The following is a 19,357-nucleotide window of genomic DNA, read 5'->3' as shown; positions in this document are numbered from 1 at the left end:
GGATCCTGAGGTGATAACCAAATGAAACCTGAAGACAATAAACCGAACAAAACGGTTGAAAAAATTTCTAGTCTCAAATGGAAGCGTTTATTTTCAAAAAAGTGGTTCTTCCCCGCCGTCTACTTGGCATCTGCAGCACTTATTCTCAGCCTGGTGTGGTGGTATCAGGGCGCCCAAGATCGCGATGTCACCAATCCCAACACGGGCTTGGAACAAGAACTGGGCCAAGAGACGGTCCCAGCCAGCAAACAAGCGCAAAATATGATACACCCCTTCCAAGAAGATTCAGAAGCGGTTGAAACGATGGGCTATTACGATGAAGCCGGTTCTGAAAAAACAAAAGAGGCTGCATTGGTTCAATACGCCAACACATACTGGCCTCACTCCGGGATCAATTATGCCCGCAAAGATGGAAAAACCTTTGATGTCCTGGCAACACTGGACGGAAAGGTGACTCGGGTAGAAGAGCATCCCCTCAATGGTCAGCAAGTGGAAGTGGAACACAGCGATGGTCTGGTAACCGTCTATCAAAGTTTGGATCAAATCCAGGTGAAAAAAGGACAATCGCTTTCCCAAGGTGATATCATCGGCAAAGCAGGCCGCAATAAGTTTGAAAAAGAAGCTGGCATCCATTTGCACTATGAAGTGCGGAAGGACGGCGAATCCGTCAACCCGGCTTCCTATCTGAAATGAACAGTAACCCACCTTTTCCTAAGGTGGGTTTTTTATTGTGTAAAAACGAGTAAATGAGCTTGTCATGGCTTGTTAGATGAGAATAACCGCGAAATGGCCTCATATAATGTACCAGACATTGAGGAGAGGGAGGCGAGGGGAGTGCACGACTACATCAAAGAGCGGACGATCAAAATAGGGCGTTATTTCGTGGAAACCCGAAACACCGTCCGCACAATCGCGAAAGAGTTTGGGGTTTCCAAAAGTACGGTGCATAAAGACTTGACGGAAAGACTGCCCGAAATCAACTCCGATCTGGCCAACCAAGTAAAGGAGATTCTGGAATATCACAAATCCATTCGTCATCTTCGCGGTGGAGAAGCAACAAAAATTAAATATACACGCACCCGATCGAAGTCAGAGAAGAAAGATTTAGAAACCACCGCCCAGGTCTAGGTTAAAAAGAGAGGCACACCCCGCCCGCATACTCCACAGTGATATAAGCCAAATGGTCTTTTGAATTTTACCATCGATATATGGATTAGGCTAAGGGTGGAAATCGTCATACATTCCACCTGGTTTCTTTTTCGTTCATTTGACCGAAAATTGAACTTACCGCTATCAACCGCTGTGATGGAGTGGACTTCAAAAAGCAGTTACGATATATTCTATCTATAGAGTGACAGCAGTTGGTGAGAGATAAAAGAAGATTGTACATAGATGGACGTGGTGGTGTGATGGACGAGCTTCCAGTAAAGTCACGAGAGAAAAATAAGTTGCTCGGAAAGGATAACCAACATGCAGGGGAAAGAGCAAAAACAGCCCCATGAAAGGGAAGCTGACCAAAACAAAAACCGTTTGGAAGATAAAATCAGCCGTCCGCCACAACAACATGAGCCTGCGATTGCAGCGGGTTCAGAGCTGGATACGGAGCTGGAACGGGATGGGGTGGAGGTTGAGCGGGAAGAGATGGACCGTGCGTCGATCACGCGAATGAAATCGGAAGAGTCCTCCGATGATGAGGACACTGTGTCGGAACGAGAACAACAGCAACAGGAACAAGCCATCCTCGACCAGTGGGAGACTATATTGCCCACTTCCGACCGAGCAGAGTTCCCGTCAACGGAAGAAGACCAACGAGCGGAGACAGACAAAGGCGAACCGGAATCAGATCAATGTGCTCCGATTATCGAAGATAAACAGGAGCCCGCGGGCCGATTGATTTGGAAAAAAGGGGAAGGAGCAAGCGCCGGCGAGGGGACCATTCCTGCCGGTTCAGGGCAACTGCAACAAGAGCAAGCGGCTGAGACCTCAGAAGAAGTTAATACTTTCCAAGTTGCGCCAGCCTTATCGCAGGAAATCGCGCCTAAATCCGAAATCGATGAAGAACCTGAAAGAAAGCGAGGCATTCGCACAGGTTGGAAAGTACTGCTCTATCTATTTCTTGGACTTCCGGTATTGGCAGCTGTTGCATTGATTGGAGGATTGTTAATCGGTTATAGTGTTGTTGGGGAAGATTCCGCTGGAGAAATCTTTTCGCGGGATCTCTGGCAACATCTATATGATCTCATCTACGGGTAGAGAAGAACCCGTCCTCACCGAACAGCAGGTGAGACGGGGTCTTTTCACGTGAAAAAGCGTAAGTTAGGGGATACCGGGTATAATACCAAGCGGAGGCTTGGGAGGAGGGACCCGGAATGAATGTACCTAACATGATCACTTTGTGCCGGTTTATTTTGATTCCATTGTATTTGCTCTTATTTTTTTCCGATATTCCAAACCGGATGTATTGGTCATTTGGAGTGCTGTTGTTGGCGGGCTTGACCGATGTGGTTGATGGTTATCTGGCTCGCCGCAGCCGACAAGTGACCCAGCTGGGGAGTATGCTGGATCCCCTGGTTGACAAATTGATGGTGTTAGCTGTTTTTCTCTCCCTCCTTCTGACGCAGCGTGTCGGCTTTGTTGCGACAGCAGCCGTTTTTATACGTGACCTCGGAATGATTGTGACTACCGCTTTTTTTCATTTCCAAAGGAAAGCGACGATATCCGCTAATCTGATGGGGAAAATGACAACGGTATTGTACTATATTGCACTTTTTCTGCTAATATTTGATCAACCCGGTGCTGAGATGTTTTTGTGGGGTGTGATTGTTTTCTCATTTCTCACCTCTTTTGTCTATCTCTTTCAATTTAAGTTGCTGAATCAGAAATGGATGTAAAATCGTCAGGGAGTCGTTGATCAGACGAGCCTTGACGCCTTGTACTCATGACGGAGGTGTCTTCATTGCCGGAAAGAAATATTATACGCTCTCTTTTTGTGGAAACGCCATCGATTCCCGGAAATCTGGGGAAAGTGGCAACAGCGATCGGGATGGCTGGAGGAGATATCGGAGAGGTGGAAACTGTCCAAGTGGGCCCCACTTCCACGATGCGCAATATTACTGTTCATTGTGATGACGACGAACATCTGGAGCAGGTGCTGACAGCTATCAAGAAGCTAGAAGATGGCATTATTCTTCATACGGTATCCGATGATGTGCTTAGAGCCCATGAAGGTGGAAAGATTCAAGTTAAGAGTCGCCTCGATGTGCGTTCTTTGGCTGATTTGCGGCGTGTATATACGCCGGGGGTGGCCAATGTTTGTCGTACGATTGAACAAGAACCGGAAAAAGCCTGGATCTATACGAGCATCGGCAACTCGGTGGCGATTGTAACCGATGGTACGGCCATTCTGGGATTGGGTGACATTGGGCCGTTGGCGGGTATGCCGGTGATGGAAGGAAAGGCGGTTCTATTTGATCGTTTTGCCGGGATCAGCGGGGTTCCCATTTTGCTGAATACAAAAGATCCCGATGAGATTGTAGAGACGGTGAAGCGGATCTCCCCCACCTTTGGTGGCATTTTGTTGGAAGACATCGGCTCCCCCCATTGTTTTGAAGTGGAAGAGCGTCTGAAAAAAGAGTTACCGATCCCAGTTATGCACGATGACCAGCATGGGACAGCGGTGGTTACCCTGGCAGCTGTCATCTCTGCCTGTAAAAGCGCAGGCGTCGAATTGAAAAACGCTGCCGTGGGACAAATCGGATTGGGTGCCGCTGGTTTAGCGATTGTACGCATGTTTCAGGCATATGGGATTGAGAAGCTGTATGGAGCGGATAAATCCGATAAAGCGAAGGAACGGTTACAGGAGATCGGTGGAGAAGCCGTGGCTGATTTAGAAGAAATGATGGAGCGTGCGGATATTATTGTGGCAACGACCGGTGTTCCTGGGTTGATTAAGCCGGAATGGGTCCGCCCGGGTCAAGTGATCCTGGCTTTGTCCAACCCCAAACCGGAAATTGAACCGGAGACGGCGTTGGAAGCAGGAGCGGCTTTTGCTGCTGACGGGCGCTCGGTCAACAATGTATTGGGCTTTCCGGGAATCTTCCGTGGTGTTCTCAATGCCCGTGCACCGGAAATCACCCATCCGATGTTGGTGGCAGCAGCGGAGGCCATCGCCTCCTGTACGAAAAAAGGGGAGTTGGTTCCCCATCCCCTCGACCCACAAGTACACCAGGAAGTGGCCGAGGCAGTGGAAACAGTCGCTCGAAAAGGATAAATTGAAGGGGTTTTTGAAAGCGAAGTGCCTTTGCTGTGCCACTTAGCGTAAGCCGCCGAGAGTGGGAAAAAGCGGGCTATGTGTTTGAGCGATAACGAGTTTTGCCCGCTCCCACCCTCGGGGGCTGAAGCGGACAGTTCTAACTTTATTGCAAACAGCAAGAGCACGCAGATTCAAAAATCTCTTCTCGTAAATAAAGGGCACCAGAGGAAATCCTCTGGTGCCTTTTATTTGAACCCTTCGCCACTAGTAAGCGAGGGACATGGTTATTGTCGGCACTCCTAACCCCCTTCATACATGAAAAGAGAGGAAGTGTACCAATATTATACATTAAGAGTGACATAGCCGCAGCCATACGAGGGGAGTACCCCCGCATTAGGCCTTTTCAGTCGGTGGCTGAAGCGGACAGTTGTCTTCTTCTTTTTAAACAGCAAGAGCACACAGACTTAAAAATTCGCCTCCACAGGGACTTGTGACCGGGTTTTCGCCGGTTTTTTTGGGAGTGTGGTACAATCATAAACGAAAACACTCAGACTTGTTGATGATACATAAAACGCCTAACATCCTAAACGCGGAATCAACAAGTTTGGATATCACTGTTTTATAGTTCGGAAGGAGAGGTCAGCACATTGGAGATCGACGTTACCAAGATTCAGGAAGTGATTCCCCATCGTTACCCTTTTTTGCTGGTAGACCGTATTTTGGAATGTGAAGAAGGAAAAAGAGCGGTCGGCGTCAAAAATGTGACTGTTAACGAGCCGTTTTTTCAAGGGCATTTTCCCGGATATCCGGTGATGCCGGGTGTTCTCATCGTGGAAGCATTGGCTCAGGTTGGATCCTATGCAGTGCTGGGGCTGGAAGAGAATCGGGGTAAAATTGGCTTTTTTGCCGGCATCGATCGCTTTCGCTTCCGCGGTCAGGTTAAACCGGGGGATACCCTTCACCTGGAGGTGGAAATGCTCCGTGTGCGCGCCTCGATGGGAAAAGGAAAAGGTGTGGCTCGTGTAGGGGATCAAGTGGTGGCTGAAGGAGAGTTGATGTTTGCCATTCATGACGCCAAATGATTAAAGAGAAATGAAAACGTATCATATTTTTAAAACAAAATACGAGTTTTACCCGTTTATTATTAAAGCTGGGTTTAAGTGAAAAAGGTACTTCGTACAATAGTGCGCAGTACCTTCGTTTTAGGATGTATCTTTGTATTTTTAACAATAAATTAATAATTAATCAGCAGGAGGGAACCGCATGAAAGTACTTACCATCATAGGCGCAAGGCCCCAATTTATCAAGGCAGCACCGGTTTCCCGTGAATTGCGTCGTCACGCTCACGAAGTATTGGTTCATTCCGGTCAACATTATGATGCCGCGATGTCGGATGTGTTTTTTGAGGAATTGGAAATTCCACGACCCGATTATCATTTGGGGATCGGATCCAAATCCCACGGCGAACAAACAGGAGAAATGCTGGCAAGAGTGGAAAGGGTGTTGATAGAGGAAAAACCGGATTGGGTGATGGTGTATGGGGATACCAACACGACATTGGCGGGAGCGTTGGCTGCGGCCAAACTGGATATCCCTGTCGCTCATGTGGAAGCGGGATTGCGCAGCTTTAACCGGAAAATGCCGGAAGAGATCAATCGCGTGTTGACGGACCATGTTTCGCGGTTGTTGTTTTGCCCGACAGACACCGCCGTATCACATCTGCAACGAGAGGGTATCACCGCGGGGGTTTATCAGGTGGGTGATGTGATGGTGGACGCTCTTTTGCACAATCGGCAATTGGCGCAACAGTCTTCCCGCGTATTGGATCAATTCAATCTCGTTCCGAAGGGATACATACTCGCTACTTGGCACCGAGCGGAAAATACCGATGATCCTGCTCGTTTGGCTTCAATCGCCGCAGCGCTCAACGCCTTGCAGCAACCAACCGTCCTTCCTCTTCACCCGCGCACCCGGCAGCGCTTGGAGCAGGCGAGCTTAAAATTGGATAATCCCCAACTGCACCTGCTCACTCCCGTCGGTTATCTAGACATGTTGCAATTGGAAGCAAACGCATCCCTGATCTTGACCGATTCAGGAGGCGTACAAAAAGAAGCGTTTCTGTTGCAAGTGCCTTGTGTCACCATGCGGGATGAAACCGAATGGACAGAGACGGTAGAGCAAGGAGCAAACCGATTGGTCGGTGCAGACAGTCAGGCCATTCTACAAGCGGTGGAAGAAATAAACGTCGATTTTAATCGTGTTCAGCCCGTGTTTGGCGATGGGCGGGCATCAAAACGAATTATCGAGACATTGACCCAGCAAATCTGACCTCTTCACAATTCCAACCGCTGATAGAAAGGGAGAATAAATGCGCCTATGAGCTTGAATGTGTTGGTCATTTCCCATATGTATCCCAACCCCGCCAATCCGATGTCTGGCATATTTGTTCATAACCAAGTAAAAGCCTTGGCCAAAGAGGGAGTACAAATGCAGGTGGTCTCACCGATCCCACGCTTTCCTCTCTATCCAAAATGGCGGGATTACCGCAAATTTCCCGTTACGGCGACGATGGCCGATATTCCGATTCGATATGTCCCGACCTGGATGTTTCCAGGCGGACTCTTTTTCTCTGTATACGGATATTTGTACTATTCTTCCCTTTATCGCGTTTTGTCCGAATGGCGGCGGACATCCTCATTTGACCTGATCCATTGCCACACCATTTATCCCGACGGCTATGCCGGTACCTTGTTGAAGAAAACTTTTCAAGTACCGATTGTGACGACCATCCACGGATCGGATATCCGCCTTTATCCCTTTAAAAGCGCCGGTGTGTATCGACGAACGGAGAATGCGTTAAACGACAGCGATCATGTGGTGACGGTGAGTGAACGCCTAAAGCGAGATATCCGACAATTAGCCACAGGGGTAGATGTGACCACGATTCATAACGGTTTTGATCCGGAGCGTTTTTTCCCTCAGGCACAGCACCTTGCGCGGGAGCGTTTAGACTTACCGCCCACCGGAAAGATTATTCTATTTGTGGGAAATCTCTATAAAGTAAAAGGGTTGAACGACTTATTGGAAGCGTTCTCGGGGTTGGCCCACCGTTATCCCGATACACAGCTGGTACTGGTAGGTGACGGTCCACTCCGTTCCGAACTGAAGAAACGAGCGCGCGAAAAATCGATCCATGATCGAGTCCGTTTTATGGGGCGCAGACCGTATGATGAAATCCCGTTATGGATCAATGCTAGTGATATGGTTACGTTATCCAGTTTGAGTGAAGGTTTGCCTTCGATCGTATTGGAAGCGATGGGATGTGGCAAGCCGGTGGTGGCCACGAATGTAGGCGGAATCTCAGAAGTGTTGCAGCATCAAAAGACCGGTTTTTTGGTTCCGCCACGTCAACCGGAAGAACTGCAACGGCATATCGAAATTTTGCTGACGGATAACGAGGGGCTCAATCTGGATATGGGGGAACGGGCCTATACACAGGCAGGCTCCTTCACTTGGAAACGAAACGCGGAACGGATGTTAAATCTGTATCAACAGGTGACAGGTAAAGCATGTAAATAGAATGCTGAGTTTTTGTAAAGAATGGTGTTTCGGGATACACAAATAAATTTCATTTGTGTTACATTGAAAATGATATTTGTAATCTGTTTGTAATAAAACAACCGACATCCTGATAGGATGAATGCAGGCTCCAACTTGTCAGTCTGCCGGGAATATAGAAATGAGGGACATCTCGTGGTCCAATACGCCATCGTGGGATGCGGTCACATTGCCAACAAGCATGTGGAGGCGATTGAGGCGGCTGAAGGGGCGAAATTGTCCGCGGTTTGCGATCGGGATCCGAGGCGGTTGGAGCCCTTTGCGGCCAAAGGAATCCATTCTTTTACGGATATGGAAAGAATGATTACATCGGTGACGGTGGATGTCGTCAATATTTGTACTCCCAGCGGATTACACGCTCCTTTGGCCATTCAAGCGGCGAATGCGGGGAAGCATGTGGTGGTTGAGAAGCCAATGGCGTTGACCCTGAAGGATGCTGACGCCATCCTGCAAGCGTGTGAGCGAAACGGAGTTCAGTTGGCAGTGGTTCATCCCAACCGCTTTCGTCCGGTGATGAAAGCATTGCGGCAACGGGTGGATGAAGGAGCTTTTGGCTCCTTTAGCCATGCCAATGCGACGGTTCGCTGGAACCGAAACCAGGAGTATTACAATCAAGCCCCTTGGCGGGGTAGCCGCGCCATGGATGGTGGCGTTTTGATGAACCAAGCGATCCACAACCTGGACTTGATGTTGTGGTTGATGGGGGATGTTGAGGAAGTCTCCGCTTACCAAGCGACCCGTTTTCGCCAGATTGAAGCGGAGGACGTTTCCGTCTCTGTCCTACGTTTTGCCAGTGGTGCCCTCGGTGTAATTGAGGCGGCGGTCACTTTGTATCCGCGCAATTTGGAGGAGTCCCTCGCTTTGTTTGGGGAGACGGGAACGGCTGTGGTAAGCGGCCCCACGGCCAACTGGATCCAAACATGGAAGTTTGCCGATCAGACGGATGAGGATAGTGAGCAAACGATTCATCGTATCCATGAAGATCCACAAGGGTTACCGGGCCATTCTGCCATCATCCGGGATATGACCGCAGCTGTCCGGGAGGGACGGCGTCCCGTCGTTAACGGTGAAGACGGCAGAAAAGCGTTAGAATTGGTAATCGCTTGTCAACGAGCGGCAGAGTTGGGCAGGCCGGTACGCTTAAGCGAACTGCGTAGAGACGTCAATCAGGGAGGAGCCAGTTGATGAACCCGATACCGTTGTTGGACTTAAAAGCACAGTACGAATCCATCAAAGAGGAGTTGGAGCGGGCGGCCATCGGCGTTCTGGAGAGCGGCCGTTATGTATTGGGGCCGGAGGTAAGTGCATTGGAACGGGAAGTGGCCACTTTAAGCGGCACCAAACATGGTATCGGTGTGGCAAACGGCACCGATGCGCTGCTGCTCACCTTGGATGCGATGGGGATCGGAGCGGGTGATGAAGTGATCACCTCCCCTTTTACCTTTTTTGCAACGGCGGAAGTGATCTCCCAGCGAGGCGCGACACCGGTCTTTGTTGATATTGATCCCCATACTTACAATTTGGATGTCACCCAGTTGGAACAAAAGCTGACGGAGCGAACCAAGGCAGTGATTCCCGTCCATATCTTTGGCCAGCCCGCGGATATGGATGAAGTGATCGCTTTTGCTGGTAAGCACGATTTATGGGTGTTGGAAGATGCGGCACAGGCGATTGGATCCCGTTACGGCAGTGCTCCCGTCGGTTCGCTTGGACACGCGGCATCATACTCTTTTTTTCCAACCAAAAACCTGGGCGGGTATGGTGATGGCGGGATGATCGTCACCAATGATGACGAGCTGGCGGCAAAAATTCGCATATTACGGGTTCACGGTAGCAATCCCAAATATTATCACAGCCTAATCGGTTACAATAGCCGCTTGGATGAATTGCAGGCGGCACTGTTGCGCGTCAAGTTAAAGTATCTTTCCCAGTGGAACCAAGCGCGGCGTAAGTGGGCGTCACTATATGATCATCTGTTGACGGATGTACCGCTTGTTCGCCCGCATGCGGCTGTCAATCGGACCCATATTTATCATTTATATGTGATTCAAGCAGAAGATCGGGATGGGATGATGGCGCACCTCCGGGAAAATGGAATCGCTACTGGTGCGTACTACCCGGTGCCGCTCCACCTACAGGATGTATACCAGGGATTAGGGTATCGTGAAGGAGATCTACCGGTTACGGAAGCGGTCTGTAGGCGTTCACTCGCTTTACCACTCTACCCGGAGATGGATGAGGAAAAAGTAAAACGCGTGGTGGCTACGGTTAAGGATTTCTTTGCGTAACCGTTTGGCAACCGATTAGGCTTGTTGATTATGGTAAGCCGGATTTATGTAACGAACTTTGATGATCAGAAAGTTTAAGGAAGGGATTTTTGAATGCAAAAGTGCCTTTGCTGTATAACCCTTTACTTCTTTGTAATCAGCAAGAGCACACAGACTCAAAAATCCTTCCCCTTTATCCCCGGCTGTTAAGCGTAAAGAGTTTCGAGGGAGTGGAGTGGGTTAAAATGGAAGAGACATTGGCGAAAATCGACCAAAAAACAGCGGTGATCGGCGTGGTGGGCTTGGGATATGTCGGTTTACCCCTCGCCTTGGAAAAAGCGAAAGCGGGCTATCGCGTCATCGGTTTTGATATTCAACAAAAACGAGTCGATATGGTCAACCAAGGCATCAATTATATCGGCGATGTGGTCGACGAGGAGCTATCCGACATTGTCGTTCAGGGGCGATTGCAAGCGACGACGGATTACTCTGATATCCAAGATGTGGATGCTGTTTCGATTTGTGTCCCCACACCCTTGGACTCCTATCAGCAGCCGGATACTTCCTATGTGGAAGCTTCCACCCGGGAGATCGCTAAACGGTTGCATCCCGGCATGTTGGTTGTGTTGGAATCCACTACCTACCCCGGCACAACAGAGGAAGTGGTTCGCCCCATTCTGGAAGAGGGAGGGCTAAGAGCGGGAGAAGATTTTTATCTGGCGTTTTCACCGGAACGGGTGGATCCCGGCAATAAAGTATACAACACCAAAAATACCCCCAAAGTAGTAGGGGGGGTAACACCCGCCTGTACAAAGGTAGCCGCTTCCCTGTATCGCCATGTGCTGGAAGGAGAAGTGTTTGAGGTATCCAGTCCTGCAGTGGCGGAAATGGAGAAAATCCTGGAGAATACCTTTCGCCATATCAATATCGCTTTGGCCAACGAAATGGCGATCCTCTGCAACAAGATGGGAATCGATTATTGGGAAGTGGTGGAGGCAGCCAAAACGAAACCCTACGGCTTTATGCCCTTTTATCCGGGGCCGGGGTTGGGAGGGCACTGTATCCCGATCGATCCGTACTATCTCACTTGGAAGGCTCGTGAATATAAATACCACACTCGTTTAATCGAACTTGCTGGTGAAATCAACCACTATATGCCTGATTTTGTAGTGGAACGGGCGATGAAAATCCTCAATCGCGAGGGCAAAGCGATGCGGGACGCAAATATTTTTATCCTCGGTTTGGCCTATAAGCGGGATATCGATGATATGCGCGAGTCCCCGGTGATTCCCATCATCCAGCAACTGGTTCATCACGGAGCGGCGGTTCGGGTGAGCGATCCTCATATTCCATCCTTTCAATTGGACGGTCACACCTATGAGAGTGAACCGGTGACGGCGGAGCGGTTGGCACAAGCGGATTTGGTGCTGATCACCACCGATCATACCGCTTTCGACTATCCGCTGATTGCAGCACGATCGCGAGCAATTTTTGACACCCGCAATGCGTTGAAGGGTGTGGAATCGATTGCCGCCTATTATGAAAAAATTTAGGGGTGGGAATATGAGTCAGGTCGTTCATCCTACTGCCCGTATAGGCAAAGGGGTGGAGTTGGGTTACTTTGTTGTTATTGAAGAAGGGGTGGTTTTGGGCGATAATGTGACCGTCGGCCATCATGCCATCCTGCATGCGGGCACGGTGATCGGTGAGGGAACATGGATTGCCGATCACGCGGTTATCGGTCGGTGGCCTCGGCCGGCCAAAGCCAGCACGGTGCAGGTGGATCCCGATCTTCCGGCGTTACAAATCGGAGAGGGGAGCACAATCGGGGCCAACGCCGTTTTGTACCGCGGCAGTCGCCTGGGACGGGAAGTCCTGGTGGGTGATCAAGCTTTTGTCCGGGAGCGATGCCAGATTGGGGATCGCGTGGTGATCGGACGAGGTGTTGCGGTAGAGAACCAGGTGGAGATCGGATCCGACACTAAAATACAGACCGACGCGTACATTACCGCCTACTCACGCTTGGAAGAGCGCGTTTTTATCGCTCCTGGGGTGATGACCACCAACGACAACTTCATGGGAAGAACCGAAGCACGTTTTCAACACATCCGGGGACCAATCGTCAAACGAGGAGCCCGGGTCGGTGGAGGAGCCGTTTTATTGCCTGGAATCACCATAGCGTCGGAGAGTTTTATCGCTGCAGGTGCTGTGGTGATTCGGGATACGGAACCAGCCACCGTGTATGCGGGAGTTCCCGCCAAGCCGTTACGACCGGTTCCAAAAGAAGAGATGCTGCCTCAGTGACATTTTGGGGAGAGCGGATGTCAACGGCGTTTCGGTTTAAGTGTCTGATCATTCGAGATGAAATCGAAGGTGGGATGGTCGGTGAAATAATCACTGGCTGATTTCACCAGCGAGAGGGGTCAGGCACACCCGAGAGAAAGAGGGTCCCCCTTCTGTACTTAGATTAAGAAGGGGAGAAGGATATCCCTCCGAGACTTCGGATATGGATGCGGTGGTGGCCTCTCCAGGGCTTCGATCAGGAAAGCGGTGGTGGCCCCTCACGGGACTACGATTAAGGAAACGGTAGTGGCGCGAAGGTTTATAGAGGTAAAGGGGAACAGTATGCTCACAAAGATTAAACAACTCTTCTCCGACTCAACGGCCTTTGCCTTGGCCCTGATGGGGAACAAAATCGTGGCTTTTCTGTTGGTACCCGTTTATACACGGGCCTTGGACCCAATCCAATTCGGGGATTGGGATATGACCAACACCATCGCCATGGTGCTGACCTATTTTTGTATGTTGGGAGTAGACACTGCCTTGGCTTTCTATTTTTTCGAAGCCAAGGATGAAAAAGATCGCAATGGTTACTTTACGGCAGCTGTCTTCGTTCCTACATTTATCAGTCTTATCTTTCTTGCCATTGCGTTGATCGTCAGTAAGCCGGTGGCGGATATCATGTACGTCGAACCCGGTGAATATCCCTTTTTGCTGTTCTTGGCGGTGCTGGTTATCGTCTTTAACGTGATAATCCAGCAAATACTGGCCTATGCCCGCTTCGCCCGTCAAGTGAAAACGTTTATGTTCGGCAGTATGGGATATGTAATCGGCTCCTCTCTTGCCAGTGTTTACTTTGTGGTTGTAGAAGAAGCCGGTGTGGTTGGGATCTTTTATGGTCAAATCGTCGCCCAAGCGCTGGTTGCCGCCATCTTGATGTGGGTTTATCGCGATAAGTTTACCCGTTCCGTCGAACAACGGCATGTGCGGGAGCTGTTGAAGTACGGAGCTCCGTTGTTGCCGGCGCTGTTGGCTTTCTGGGTGATGAATGCCATGAGCCGCCCGATGATCTACCATATGGTTTCCCCGGAGGAAGCGGGGGTATTCGGGTTGGCGGTTCGCTTCGCCAGTATTATCGCCTTGTTGACTGCCGCCTTCCAATTGGCTTGGCGCCCGTTTTCCGTCTCCATCAAGGATCAGGAGGATGCACCGCGCATCTACAGTTTGCTGGGACGGGCATTTCTGGTGATCGGCACCTTTTTTATCCTGTTCCTTACCTTCTTCATTGAACCGATTATTAAGATCGTCGCCGGAAATGAAGCTTTCTTCGGCGCTTATCCTTATGTATGGATGTTGGCCTTGGGAACGGTGCTCAATACCATGCACTTAATTGTTGGGGTCGGCCTATTGATCAATAAGGAGACCAAAGCAATCTCCAAAACCTTTATGGCCGCCGCTCCGTTGTACTTTATCGGAAACCTGGTACTGTTGCCCATTATCGGGGCGTGGGGAACGGGGATCATGAATGTGATCACCTATCTGTTTGCCTTCTTGTCGATTTATCGGAAAGGGCAAAAAATCTATCCCGTCGACTTCCGCATGAAATCGATGATCGCTTATCTGGCCCTATATCTGACCACGATGGGAGCCATCACTTGGTTCCAGATGAATGAGTGGGACGGCCTCTGGCTCGTCTATATCGGTGCTACATTGTTTATGATGTTGGCCGTCTTTCTCACCGGTCTGTTTAACAAAGAATCTTTGTCCATGGTTCAACGCTTGTTGCCCAAACTCGTAGGAAAAAGGTGACTTCCCGATGAGTTCGCTTCTGATGCCAAGACAACCCCGGCTTCACCTTCTGTTTCATTTAATGGTGGCTTTTGCTCTATTGGGTCCCACACTAGGGATTCCTCTGCCCGGATTGTTTAATATCACTTTTTTTCGGGTGGCGTTTATCCTGTTGGCGGCAGGATTGCTGGTACACTGGGTAAAAAATCATACACCCGCTTTTGGTCATTTTAGACCGATTCGCTGGTTTACGGCGTTTACCGCCTTTTGGTTTTTCTATGCCGCCATTTCTTTGACTTGGGTGGCCAACCTGCCGTACGGGATCCGCTATATCACTTTTTTGGGAACGATGTTGTTGTTGACCCTGTCGTTTCCGCTGTTCATAAAAGGGACCGATATGCTGAAACAAACCGTCAAAGTGATGTTCGGGGTGTTTGCGGTTATTGTCGTCTTTGGCGTCTTTGAAGCACTCACGTTTTTCCACTTACCCTCTTCCCGTTATTATGGGACAGATGTAAGTGCAGTTACCTCCTTCTTCAATAATCAGAACGATTTGGCCACAGCGGTTAATTTGGCCCTTCCCTTTCTGGCGGCGGCGATGGTGATGTTGCCGTTGACCCGTATAGGAAAGGTGACCGTGTATATAACGGGAATTCTTGCGCTCTCTTGTCTGTTTATCACCGGTTCTCGTAGCAACAGCATGTTTGGATTACCGCTGATTACGGTTTTGTGGTTGGGGCTGATTCCTTTTGTTCTGCCACGGAAACAATGGTGGAACCGAAAAAATCTTTTCCAAGGGGCCCTGTTATTAACGGCGGCGGCGGTTATCGTAAGTGGCCTCACCTCAACGCTGTTGGCTGACCACACGCGGACGAAGCTGAGCACCTCCCTGGGTATTGTCCAGGATCTCAAGGGAAGTTGGACCCCCTTTTCCGGTGAACAGACGGTGGAGCCGGAGATCGATGAGCCACCTTCCGGAGACAAAAGCGTCTCCATTCGCAAATATCTGATCGCCAACGGGCTAAACTTTCTGGTGGAAAGCCACTTTCTCGGTGTGGGAGCCGGCAATGTGGAACACTATATGGCAGGTGCACCGGGAGTGGAGGATAAAACCAACATCCACAATTGGTGGATGGAGGTGTTGGTCAACTTTGGGCTACTGATATTCATCCTATACATGGGTTTTTATCTGTGGATCTTTTGGAAGCTGTGGTGTTTGGCTAGTGTAAGGCGCACTCCTGAACTCTCCCCCTGGATACGCTGGGGTGCTGTTTCCTGCATGATTGCGTTGGCCGGTTACAGTATCGGAGGGATGGCCCCCAGCACGGCCATCCACTTTACCCCGATGTGGGTGGTTCACGGGTTTGCCCTGGCAGTGATCGTCCTCGGAAAAGGAAGCGATCGTACGGCGAGAATCCCAAATAGAGAGGGAGCCCGATGAATGGTAAAGTCGTGATTTTAAGCTCGGTACACCATTGGAATGATTCGCGTATTTTCCACAAGCAGGCGGTTTCGTTGGCACGTGCCGGGTGGTCGGTGGAGCTGCACGCCTTGGCGGAATTTGAAGAGCGCCAGGTTGAGGGAATCCAAGTGAAAGGGTTGCCTGTTCCTACCCGCAAATGGGAGCGGCTCAAAGGGGGACGGGAACTGTTTCGACGGGCACTTGCCAGTGGTGGGGATATTTTCCACATCCATGATCCTGAGCTACTGCCGTGGGCGGTGTGGATTCGGCGGCGCACAGGCAAACCGGTTATCTATGACGCCCATGAAGATCTTCCGCGGCAGATTATGACCAAACCGTGGATTCCCCACCTGCTGCGTCCACCGCTGTCACGGCTGGCACATGTAGCGGAAAAGGGGATGGCCCGCCGTCTGTCGGCGGTGGTGACGGTGACCGAACCGATCGCCGACAGTTTTGCACCGATAAAACGAGTGCGGCTGGTCAAAAACTATCCCTTGCCGATTCCGATTAGGGAACGGCGCGAGCATGTGGGCCCGCCCCGGATTCTATATGTAGGAGGAATCTCCTATCTCCGCGGGTATCGGGAAATGATCGCCATGATGGATCATATCCCCTCCGAGCTGTGTGCGGAATTGCATTTGATCGGACCGCTACAACATATTCGCCTGGAAGATCGGGAAGAAGCGCAATTACAGGCGAAAAATATTTTCCTTCACGGGCGGATTCCCTTTGAACAGGTGCAACAGTGGCTGCTGTCGGGGAGTGTCGGGCTGGTCTGTCTCCATCCGGTGGAAAACTACCGTGAATCCCTGCCGATCAAGCTGTTTGAGTATATGGCGACGGGTTTGCCGGTGGTGGCGACGGATTTTCCACTGTGGCGGGAAATTTTGCAGAAGAGCGGTGCCGGGGTAACGGTGAACCCCCTCGATCCGGTGGCGATGGCGCGGGAAGTGACGGCTCTCTTGCAAGATCCCGACCGGTGTCGCCGGATGGGAGAACAGGGCCAAAAAGCGCATCGCAATGTTTACAACTGGGGTGCCGAGGAGAAAACATTACTGCGACTTTACCAAGAGTTGACTCAAACCAGGGAGTGAGAAGCGTGCGTATTTGGGTCGCCAACCATTATGCCGTACTACCAAACATGGGTGGAATCACTCGCCATTATGAATTGGCGCGGGAATGGGCGGAACAGGAGGATGCGGATGTAACGCTGTGGCTTAGTTCCTTTAACCACTCCCGCCGCCGCTTTATCGATGAAGAGACGAAGCGCGACGTTAAACCGATTCCGGGATTAAAGATGAAATGGCTGTGGTCGTTTCCACATACCCGCAATGATTGGCGGCGGGTGATAAACATGGTCAGCTTTGCTCTGCTCTTTTTCCTGCAGGGGTTATTTCATGCCCGGCCCCACATTTTGTTTGCGTCATCTCCCCATCTATTGACGCCTTTTGCCGGGTGGCTGCTGGCCAAAGTGAAGCGATGCCCCTTTGTGCTGGAGGTACGGGACTTGTGGCCGGATACATTGATTAAAATGGATGGTCTGCGCAATCCACGGATGGTGAAAGCATTGACGTGGATGGAATCTTTTCTGTACCGCCATGCAGATAAAATCGTGGTGCTGACGGAGCATCAACGCCGCTTTATCCAGGAAAAAGGAATTGATGCCGCTAAAATTTCGCTGATCCCCAACGGAATCCTAGTGGATTCCTGGAAACCGAATCCGGCGCGAAGAGAGACGTATCGTAGGCGTATGGGTGTGGCCCCATATCAATTTGTCGCTCTCTATGCTGGGGCTCACGGTCCTGCCAATGCCCTGGAGCATGTGGTCTTGGCCGGTGAACACCTGCCTGAGGGGTACGCGCTGGTCTTGATCGGCGACGGCCCGGAAAAGGAGCGCCTGCTCGCCCTTAAGCGGGAAAAAGGATTACACAATGTCCATCTGTTGGACCCAGTTCCCAAAGGAGAAGTATTTTCCTTTATTGAAGCGGCTGATTGTGGCATTATCTCCTTAAAAGATAATGAAATCTTTCGCGGAGCCCGTCCCAACAAACTGTTTGATTATATGTATGTGGGCAAACCGATTGTAACGACGGTCGACGGGGAAGTGCGGCAAATTGTCGAGGAAAATAGTGTCGGAGTCTTTAGTGGTGCTGAGAATCCGGAAGGGCTGGCGCAAGCCATCATCCGGCTCAAAGAACAGACAGAGGAAGAGCGGAATCAAATTGCCGCCAATGGCCGTCACTATATTCACACCTTTGGCGACCGCCAACAGTTGGCCCGCCGCCTTTATGGAGAATTGAAGGAGTGGTTGACCGGAACAGTAAGCACGGTCAAAGAAGCAAAGCGGATGTGAGTAAACCGCAGGCGCATCTGCCTGCGGTTTCTGTCCATCTGTCGATCATTTTTTTGTACTGGCGGCTGCTTTATTGGTGGACATTTCCAGGTGCTCACGTATCTCCTGTTGAATGCGGGCTTTCTCTTCATCAGGCACCACATAATAATAAATCCCGTCAATGCGTTGATTTTCCCCTTTGATGGCGACTGTTTCCATTTTTTTATTTCCCAGATCCCGATAAATTCCTTGTAAGCGGAAAATGTCTTTTGGTGCGATGTCCGTCGTTAGATTATCGCCGATCTCATCCAGCAAGTCGTCCCATTTGGACCAAGAGGAAGGGGAGGTTCCCTTTTTTAAGATCGCTTTAATCACCTGTTGTTGCCGTACATTCCGTCCGAGGTCGCCTTGGGGATCTTCTTTGCGCATTTGCGTATAACGGATAGCGGCTTCTCCATCCAGATGCATCGGTCCCTTTTTAAAAGCTTGCTCGAGGTACTCAAAATCAAAAGGAACCTGCACTTCGACACCGCCTAGCACATCGATGATCTGGGTAAAACCTTCCATGTTCACCTTGGCATAGTAATCGATCGGGATGTCTAGGAACTCCTCTACACTGGTGATGGCCAGCTCTTCACCGCCAAAAGCGTAAGCGTGGTTAATTTTGTCGTAACCCGATCGTCCCGGTATTACGGTGTATGTATCCCGGGGGATGTTCATCATTTTTAACGTTTGCTGACGGGGATTGATGGTGATGACCATCATGGTATCGGATCGACCGCGATCGTTTTTCTGTTTTCGTTCGTCTACCCCCAACAGCAGGATGGAAACCGGATCTTCCGTAATGTCCACCTTATTCTCCCGTTTTGCTGATTTTTCCCTTGTTGGAGGCTGATACACTTGGTCCATGGTTTGTACCAACTGGTATCCATAATAGCCGACAACAGCGAGGACAAAGAATAGAAGTACCAACAAAATCCGTAGCCATAGACGGCGCTTCGGTTTTATCGCTGGACTCGGATCGCTCATTGCGTTCCCCCCTTACCTAATTTTGTTTATTGATACGATCTAAGAATAGTTTAAGGGGATACCTACACTGGTACAAGCAAAAGTGTGGTGCGAGGGGATGATCGGAAGAATTGAACTTTGCAGTACAAGTCTCGTTATCTGCAACGTCACGCTCCGGCGGGATGGATCATTCGAGATCGGACGAATCAATAGGTTGGGGAGGAAATTTATTTTTGCGGGAACATTGTTTCATGTACAATCGTTTTTTATGATTGAAGGATGGGGTGCTTTTCATTACGGTTTTTAGCGACCCACTGATACCCATAGCTGTAATGTGACGGCGAAAGGGA

The 19,357-nt window shown here is 50.2% G+C and carries 17 protein-coding genes; 16 read left to right on the top strand and 1 reads right to left on the bottom strand.

Features of this window, described 5'->3' with window-relative positions:
* Positions 1 to 21: 21 nt before the first annotated feature.
* From C8J48_RS14925 to C8J48_RS14850, 16 genes are all read left to right on the top strand, one after another.
* Positions 22 to 693 (top strand): M23 family metallopeptidase, encoded by a 672-nt coding sequence (locus C8J48_RS14925; RefSeq protein WP_107728039.1) that lies wholly within the window; start codon positions 22 to 24, stop codon positions 691 to 693.
* 141 nt (positions 694 to 834) lie between these two features.
* On the top strand, positions 835 to 1,128 hold the full coding sequence (gene spoIIID / locus C8J48_RS14920) for a sporulation transcriptional regulator SpoIIID (RefSeq protein WP_107728038.1): 294 nt from the start codon (positions 835 to 837) through the stop codon (positions 1,126 to 1,128).
* 342 nt (positions 1,129 to 1,470) lie between these two features.
* The gene (locus C8J48_RS14915) at positions 1,471 to 2,253 is read left to right on the top strand and encodes a DNA-directed RNA polymerase subunit beta (protein WP_107728037.1); all 783 of its coding nucleotides are present in this window, start codon (positions 1,471 to 1,473) and stop codon (positions 2,251 to 2,253) included.
* A gap of 116 nt (positions 2,254 to 2,369) precedes the next feature.
* On the top strand, positions 2,370 to 2,891 hold the full coding sequence (locus tag C8J48_RS14910; protein WP_107728036.1) for a CDP-alcohol phosphatidyltransferase family protein: 522 nt from the start codon (positions 2,370 to 2,372) through the stop codon (positions 2,889 to 2,891).
* A 65-nt stretch (positions 2,892 to 2,956) separates the two neighbouring features.
* Positions 2,957 to 4,270, top strand: a complete 1,314-nt coding sequence (locus C8J48_RS14905) for an NAD-dependent malic enzyme (protein WP_107728035.1) — start codon at positions 2,957 to 2,959, stop codon at positions 4,268 to 4,270.
* A 629-nt stretch (positions 4,271 to 4,899) separates the two neighbouring features.
* On the top strand, positions 4,900 to 5,334 hold the full coding sequence (gene fabZ / locus C8J48_RS14900; RefSeq protein ID WP_211316657.1) for a 3-hydroxyacyl-ACP dehydratase FabZ: 435 nt from the start codon (positions 4,900 to 4,902) through the stop codon (positions 5,332 to 5,334).
* 181 nt (positions 5,335 to 5,515) lie between these two features.
* Entirely contained in the window at positions 5,516 to 6,580 is a 1,065-nt protein-coding gene (gene wecB, locus C8J48_RS14895) for a non-hydrolyzing UDP-N-acetylglucosamine 2-epimerase (protein ID WP_107728034.1), read from the top strand.
* A 48-nt stretch (positions 6,581 to 6,628) separates the two neighbouring features.
* Positions 6,629 to 7,831 (top strand): glycosyltransferase family 4 protein, encoded by a 1,203-nt coding sequence (locus C8J48_RS14890; protein ID WP_107728033.1) that lies wholly within the window; start codon positions 6,629 to 6,631, stop codon positions 7,829 to 7,831.
* A 174-nt stretch (positions 7,832 to 8,005) separates the two neighbouring features.
* The gene (locus C8J48_RS14885) at positions 8,006 to 9,055 is read left to right on the top strand and encodes a Gfo/Idh/MocA family protein (RefSeq protein ID WP_107728032.1); all 1,050 of its coding nucleotides are present in this window, start codon (positions 8,006 to 8,008) and stop codon (positions 9,053 to 9,055) included.
* Positions 9,055 to 10,158, top strand: a complete 1,104-nt coding sequence (locus C8J48_RS14880; RefSeq protein WP_107728031.1) for a DegT/DnrJ/EryC1/StrS family aminotransferase — start codon at positions 9,055 to 9,057, stop codon at positions 10,156 to 10,158. The genes C8J48_RS14885 and C8J48_RS14880 overlap by 1 nt, the downstream gene beginning before the upstream one ends.
* Before the next feature lie 224 nt (positions 10,159 to 10,382).
* Entirely contained in the window at positions 10,383 to 11,690 is a 1,308-nt protein-coding gene (locus C8J48_RS14875) for a nucleotide sugar dehydrogenase (protein WP_107728030.1), read from the top strand.
* A gap of 10 nt (positions 11,691 to 11,700) precedes the next feature.
* Positions 11,701 to 12,441: an acyltransferase gene (locus tag C8J48_RS14870; protein WP_107728029.1), complete on the top strand. Its 741-nt coding sequence runs from the start codon at positions 11,701 to 11,703 to the stop codon at positions 12,439 to 12,441.
* A gap of 321 nt (positions 12,442 to 12,762) precedes the next feature.
* Complete coding sequence (locus C8J48_RS14865) at positions 12,763 to 14,226, top strand: lipopolysaccharide biosynthesis protein (protein ID WP_107728028.1); 1,464 nt, start codon at positions 12,763 to 12,765, stop codon at positions 14,224 to 14,226.
* Positions 14,227 to 14,233: 7 nt separating this feature from the next.
* Positions 14,234 to 15,646, top strand: coding sequence for an O-antigen ligase family protein (locus tag C8J48_RS14860; RefSeq protein WP_107728027.1), 1,413 nt, complete (start codon positions 14,234 to 14,236; stop codon positions 15,644 to 15,646).
* Entirely contained in the window at positions 15,643 to 16,761 is a 1,119-nt protein-coding gene (locus C8J48_RS14855; RefSeq protein WP_107728026.1) for a glycosyltransferase family 4 protein, read from the top strand. Before C8J48_RS14860 ends, C8J48_RS14855 begins: the two co-directional genes overlap by 4 nt.
* 5 nt (positions 16,762 to 16,766) lie before the next feature.
* Positions 16,767 to 18,020, top strand: a complete 1,254-nt coding sequence (locus C8J48_RS14850; protein WP_107728025.1) for a glycosyltransferase family 4 protein — start codon at positions 16,767 to 16,769, stop codon at positions 18,018 to 18,020.
* A 45-nt stretch (positions 18,021 to 18,065) separates the two neighbouring features.
* Here C8J48_RS14850 and C8J48_RS14845 read toward each other — a convergent pair whose 3' ends face one another.
* The gene (locus tag C8J48_RS14845) at positions 18,066 to 19,028 is read right to left on the bottom strand and encodes an LCP family glycopolymer transferase (protein WP_107728024.1); all 963 of its coding nucleotides are present in this window, start codon (positions 19,026 to 19,028) and stop codon (positions 18,066 to 18,068) included.
* Positions 19,029 to 19,357: the final 329 nt, after the last annotated feature.

The sequence above is a fragment of the Desmospora activa DSM 45169 genome (genome assembly GCF_003046315.1).
Lineage (GTDB): Bacteria > Bacillota > Bacilli > Thermoactinomycetales > DSM-45169 > Desmospora > Desmospora activa.
Note: the sequence above shows the minus strand (reverse complement) of the source record. Positions and strands in the feature narration are given on the sequence as shown.

Coding starts and splice junctions, on each gene's coding strand:
- C8J48_RS14910 (WP_107728036.1), top strand. CDS start 2,370: ATGAATGTACCTAACATGATCACTTTGTGCCGGTTTATTTTGATTCCA.
- C8J48_RS14855 (WP_107728026.1), top strand. CDS start 15,643: ATGAATGGTAAAGTCGTGATTTTAAGCTCGGTACACCATTGGAATGAT.
- C8J48_RS14870 (WP_107728029.1), top strand. CDS start 11,701: ATGAGTCAGGTCGTTCATCCTACTGCCCGTATAGGCAAAGGGGTGGAG.
- C8J48_RS14860 (WP_107728027.1), top strand. CDS start 14,234: ATGAGTTCGCTTCTGATGCCAAGACAACCCCGGCTTCACCTTCTGTTT.
- C8J48_RS14880 (WP_107728031.1), top strand. CDS start 9,055: ATGAACCCGATACCGTTGTTGGACTTAAAAGCACAGTACGAATCCATC.
- C8J48_RS14890 (WP_107728033.1), top strand. CDS start 6,629: ATGAGCTTGAATGTGTTGGTCATTTCCCATATGTATCCCAACCCCGCC.
- C8J48_RS14875 (WP_107728030.1), top strand. CDS start 10,383: ATGGAAGAGACATTGGCGAAAATCGACCAAAAAACAGCGGTGATCGGC.
- C8J48_RS14865 (WP_107728028.1), top strand. CDS start 12,763: ATGCTCACAAAGATTAAACAACTCTTCTCCGACTCAACGGCCTTTGCC.
- wecB (WP_107728034.1), top strand. CDS start 5,516: ATGAAAGTACTTACCATCATAGGCGCAAGGCCCCAATTTATCAAGGCA.
- C8J48_RS14845 (WP_107728024.1), bottom strand. CDS start 19,028: ATGAGCGATCCGAGTCCAGCGATAAAACCGAAGCGCCGTCTATGGCTA.
- C8J48_RS14915 (WP_107728037.1), top strand. CDS start 1,471: ATGCAGGGGAAAGAGCAAAAACAGCCCCATGAAAGGGAAGCTGACCAA.
- C8J48_RS14925 (WP_107728039.1), top strand. CDS start 22: ATGAAACCTGAAGACAATAAACCGAACAAAACGGTTGAAAAAATTTCT.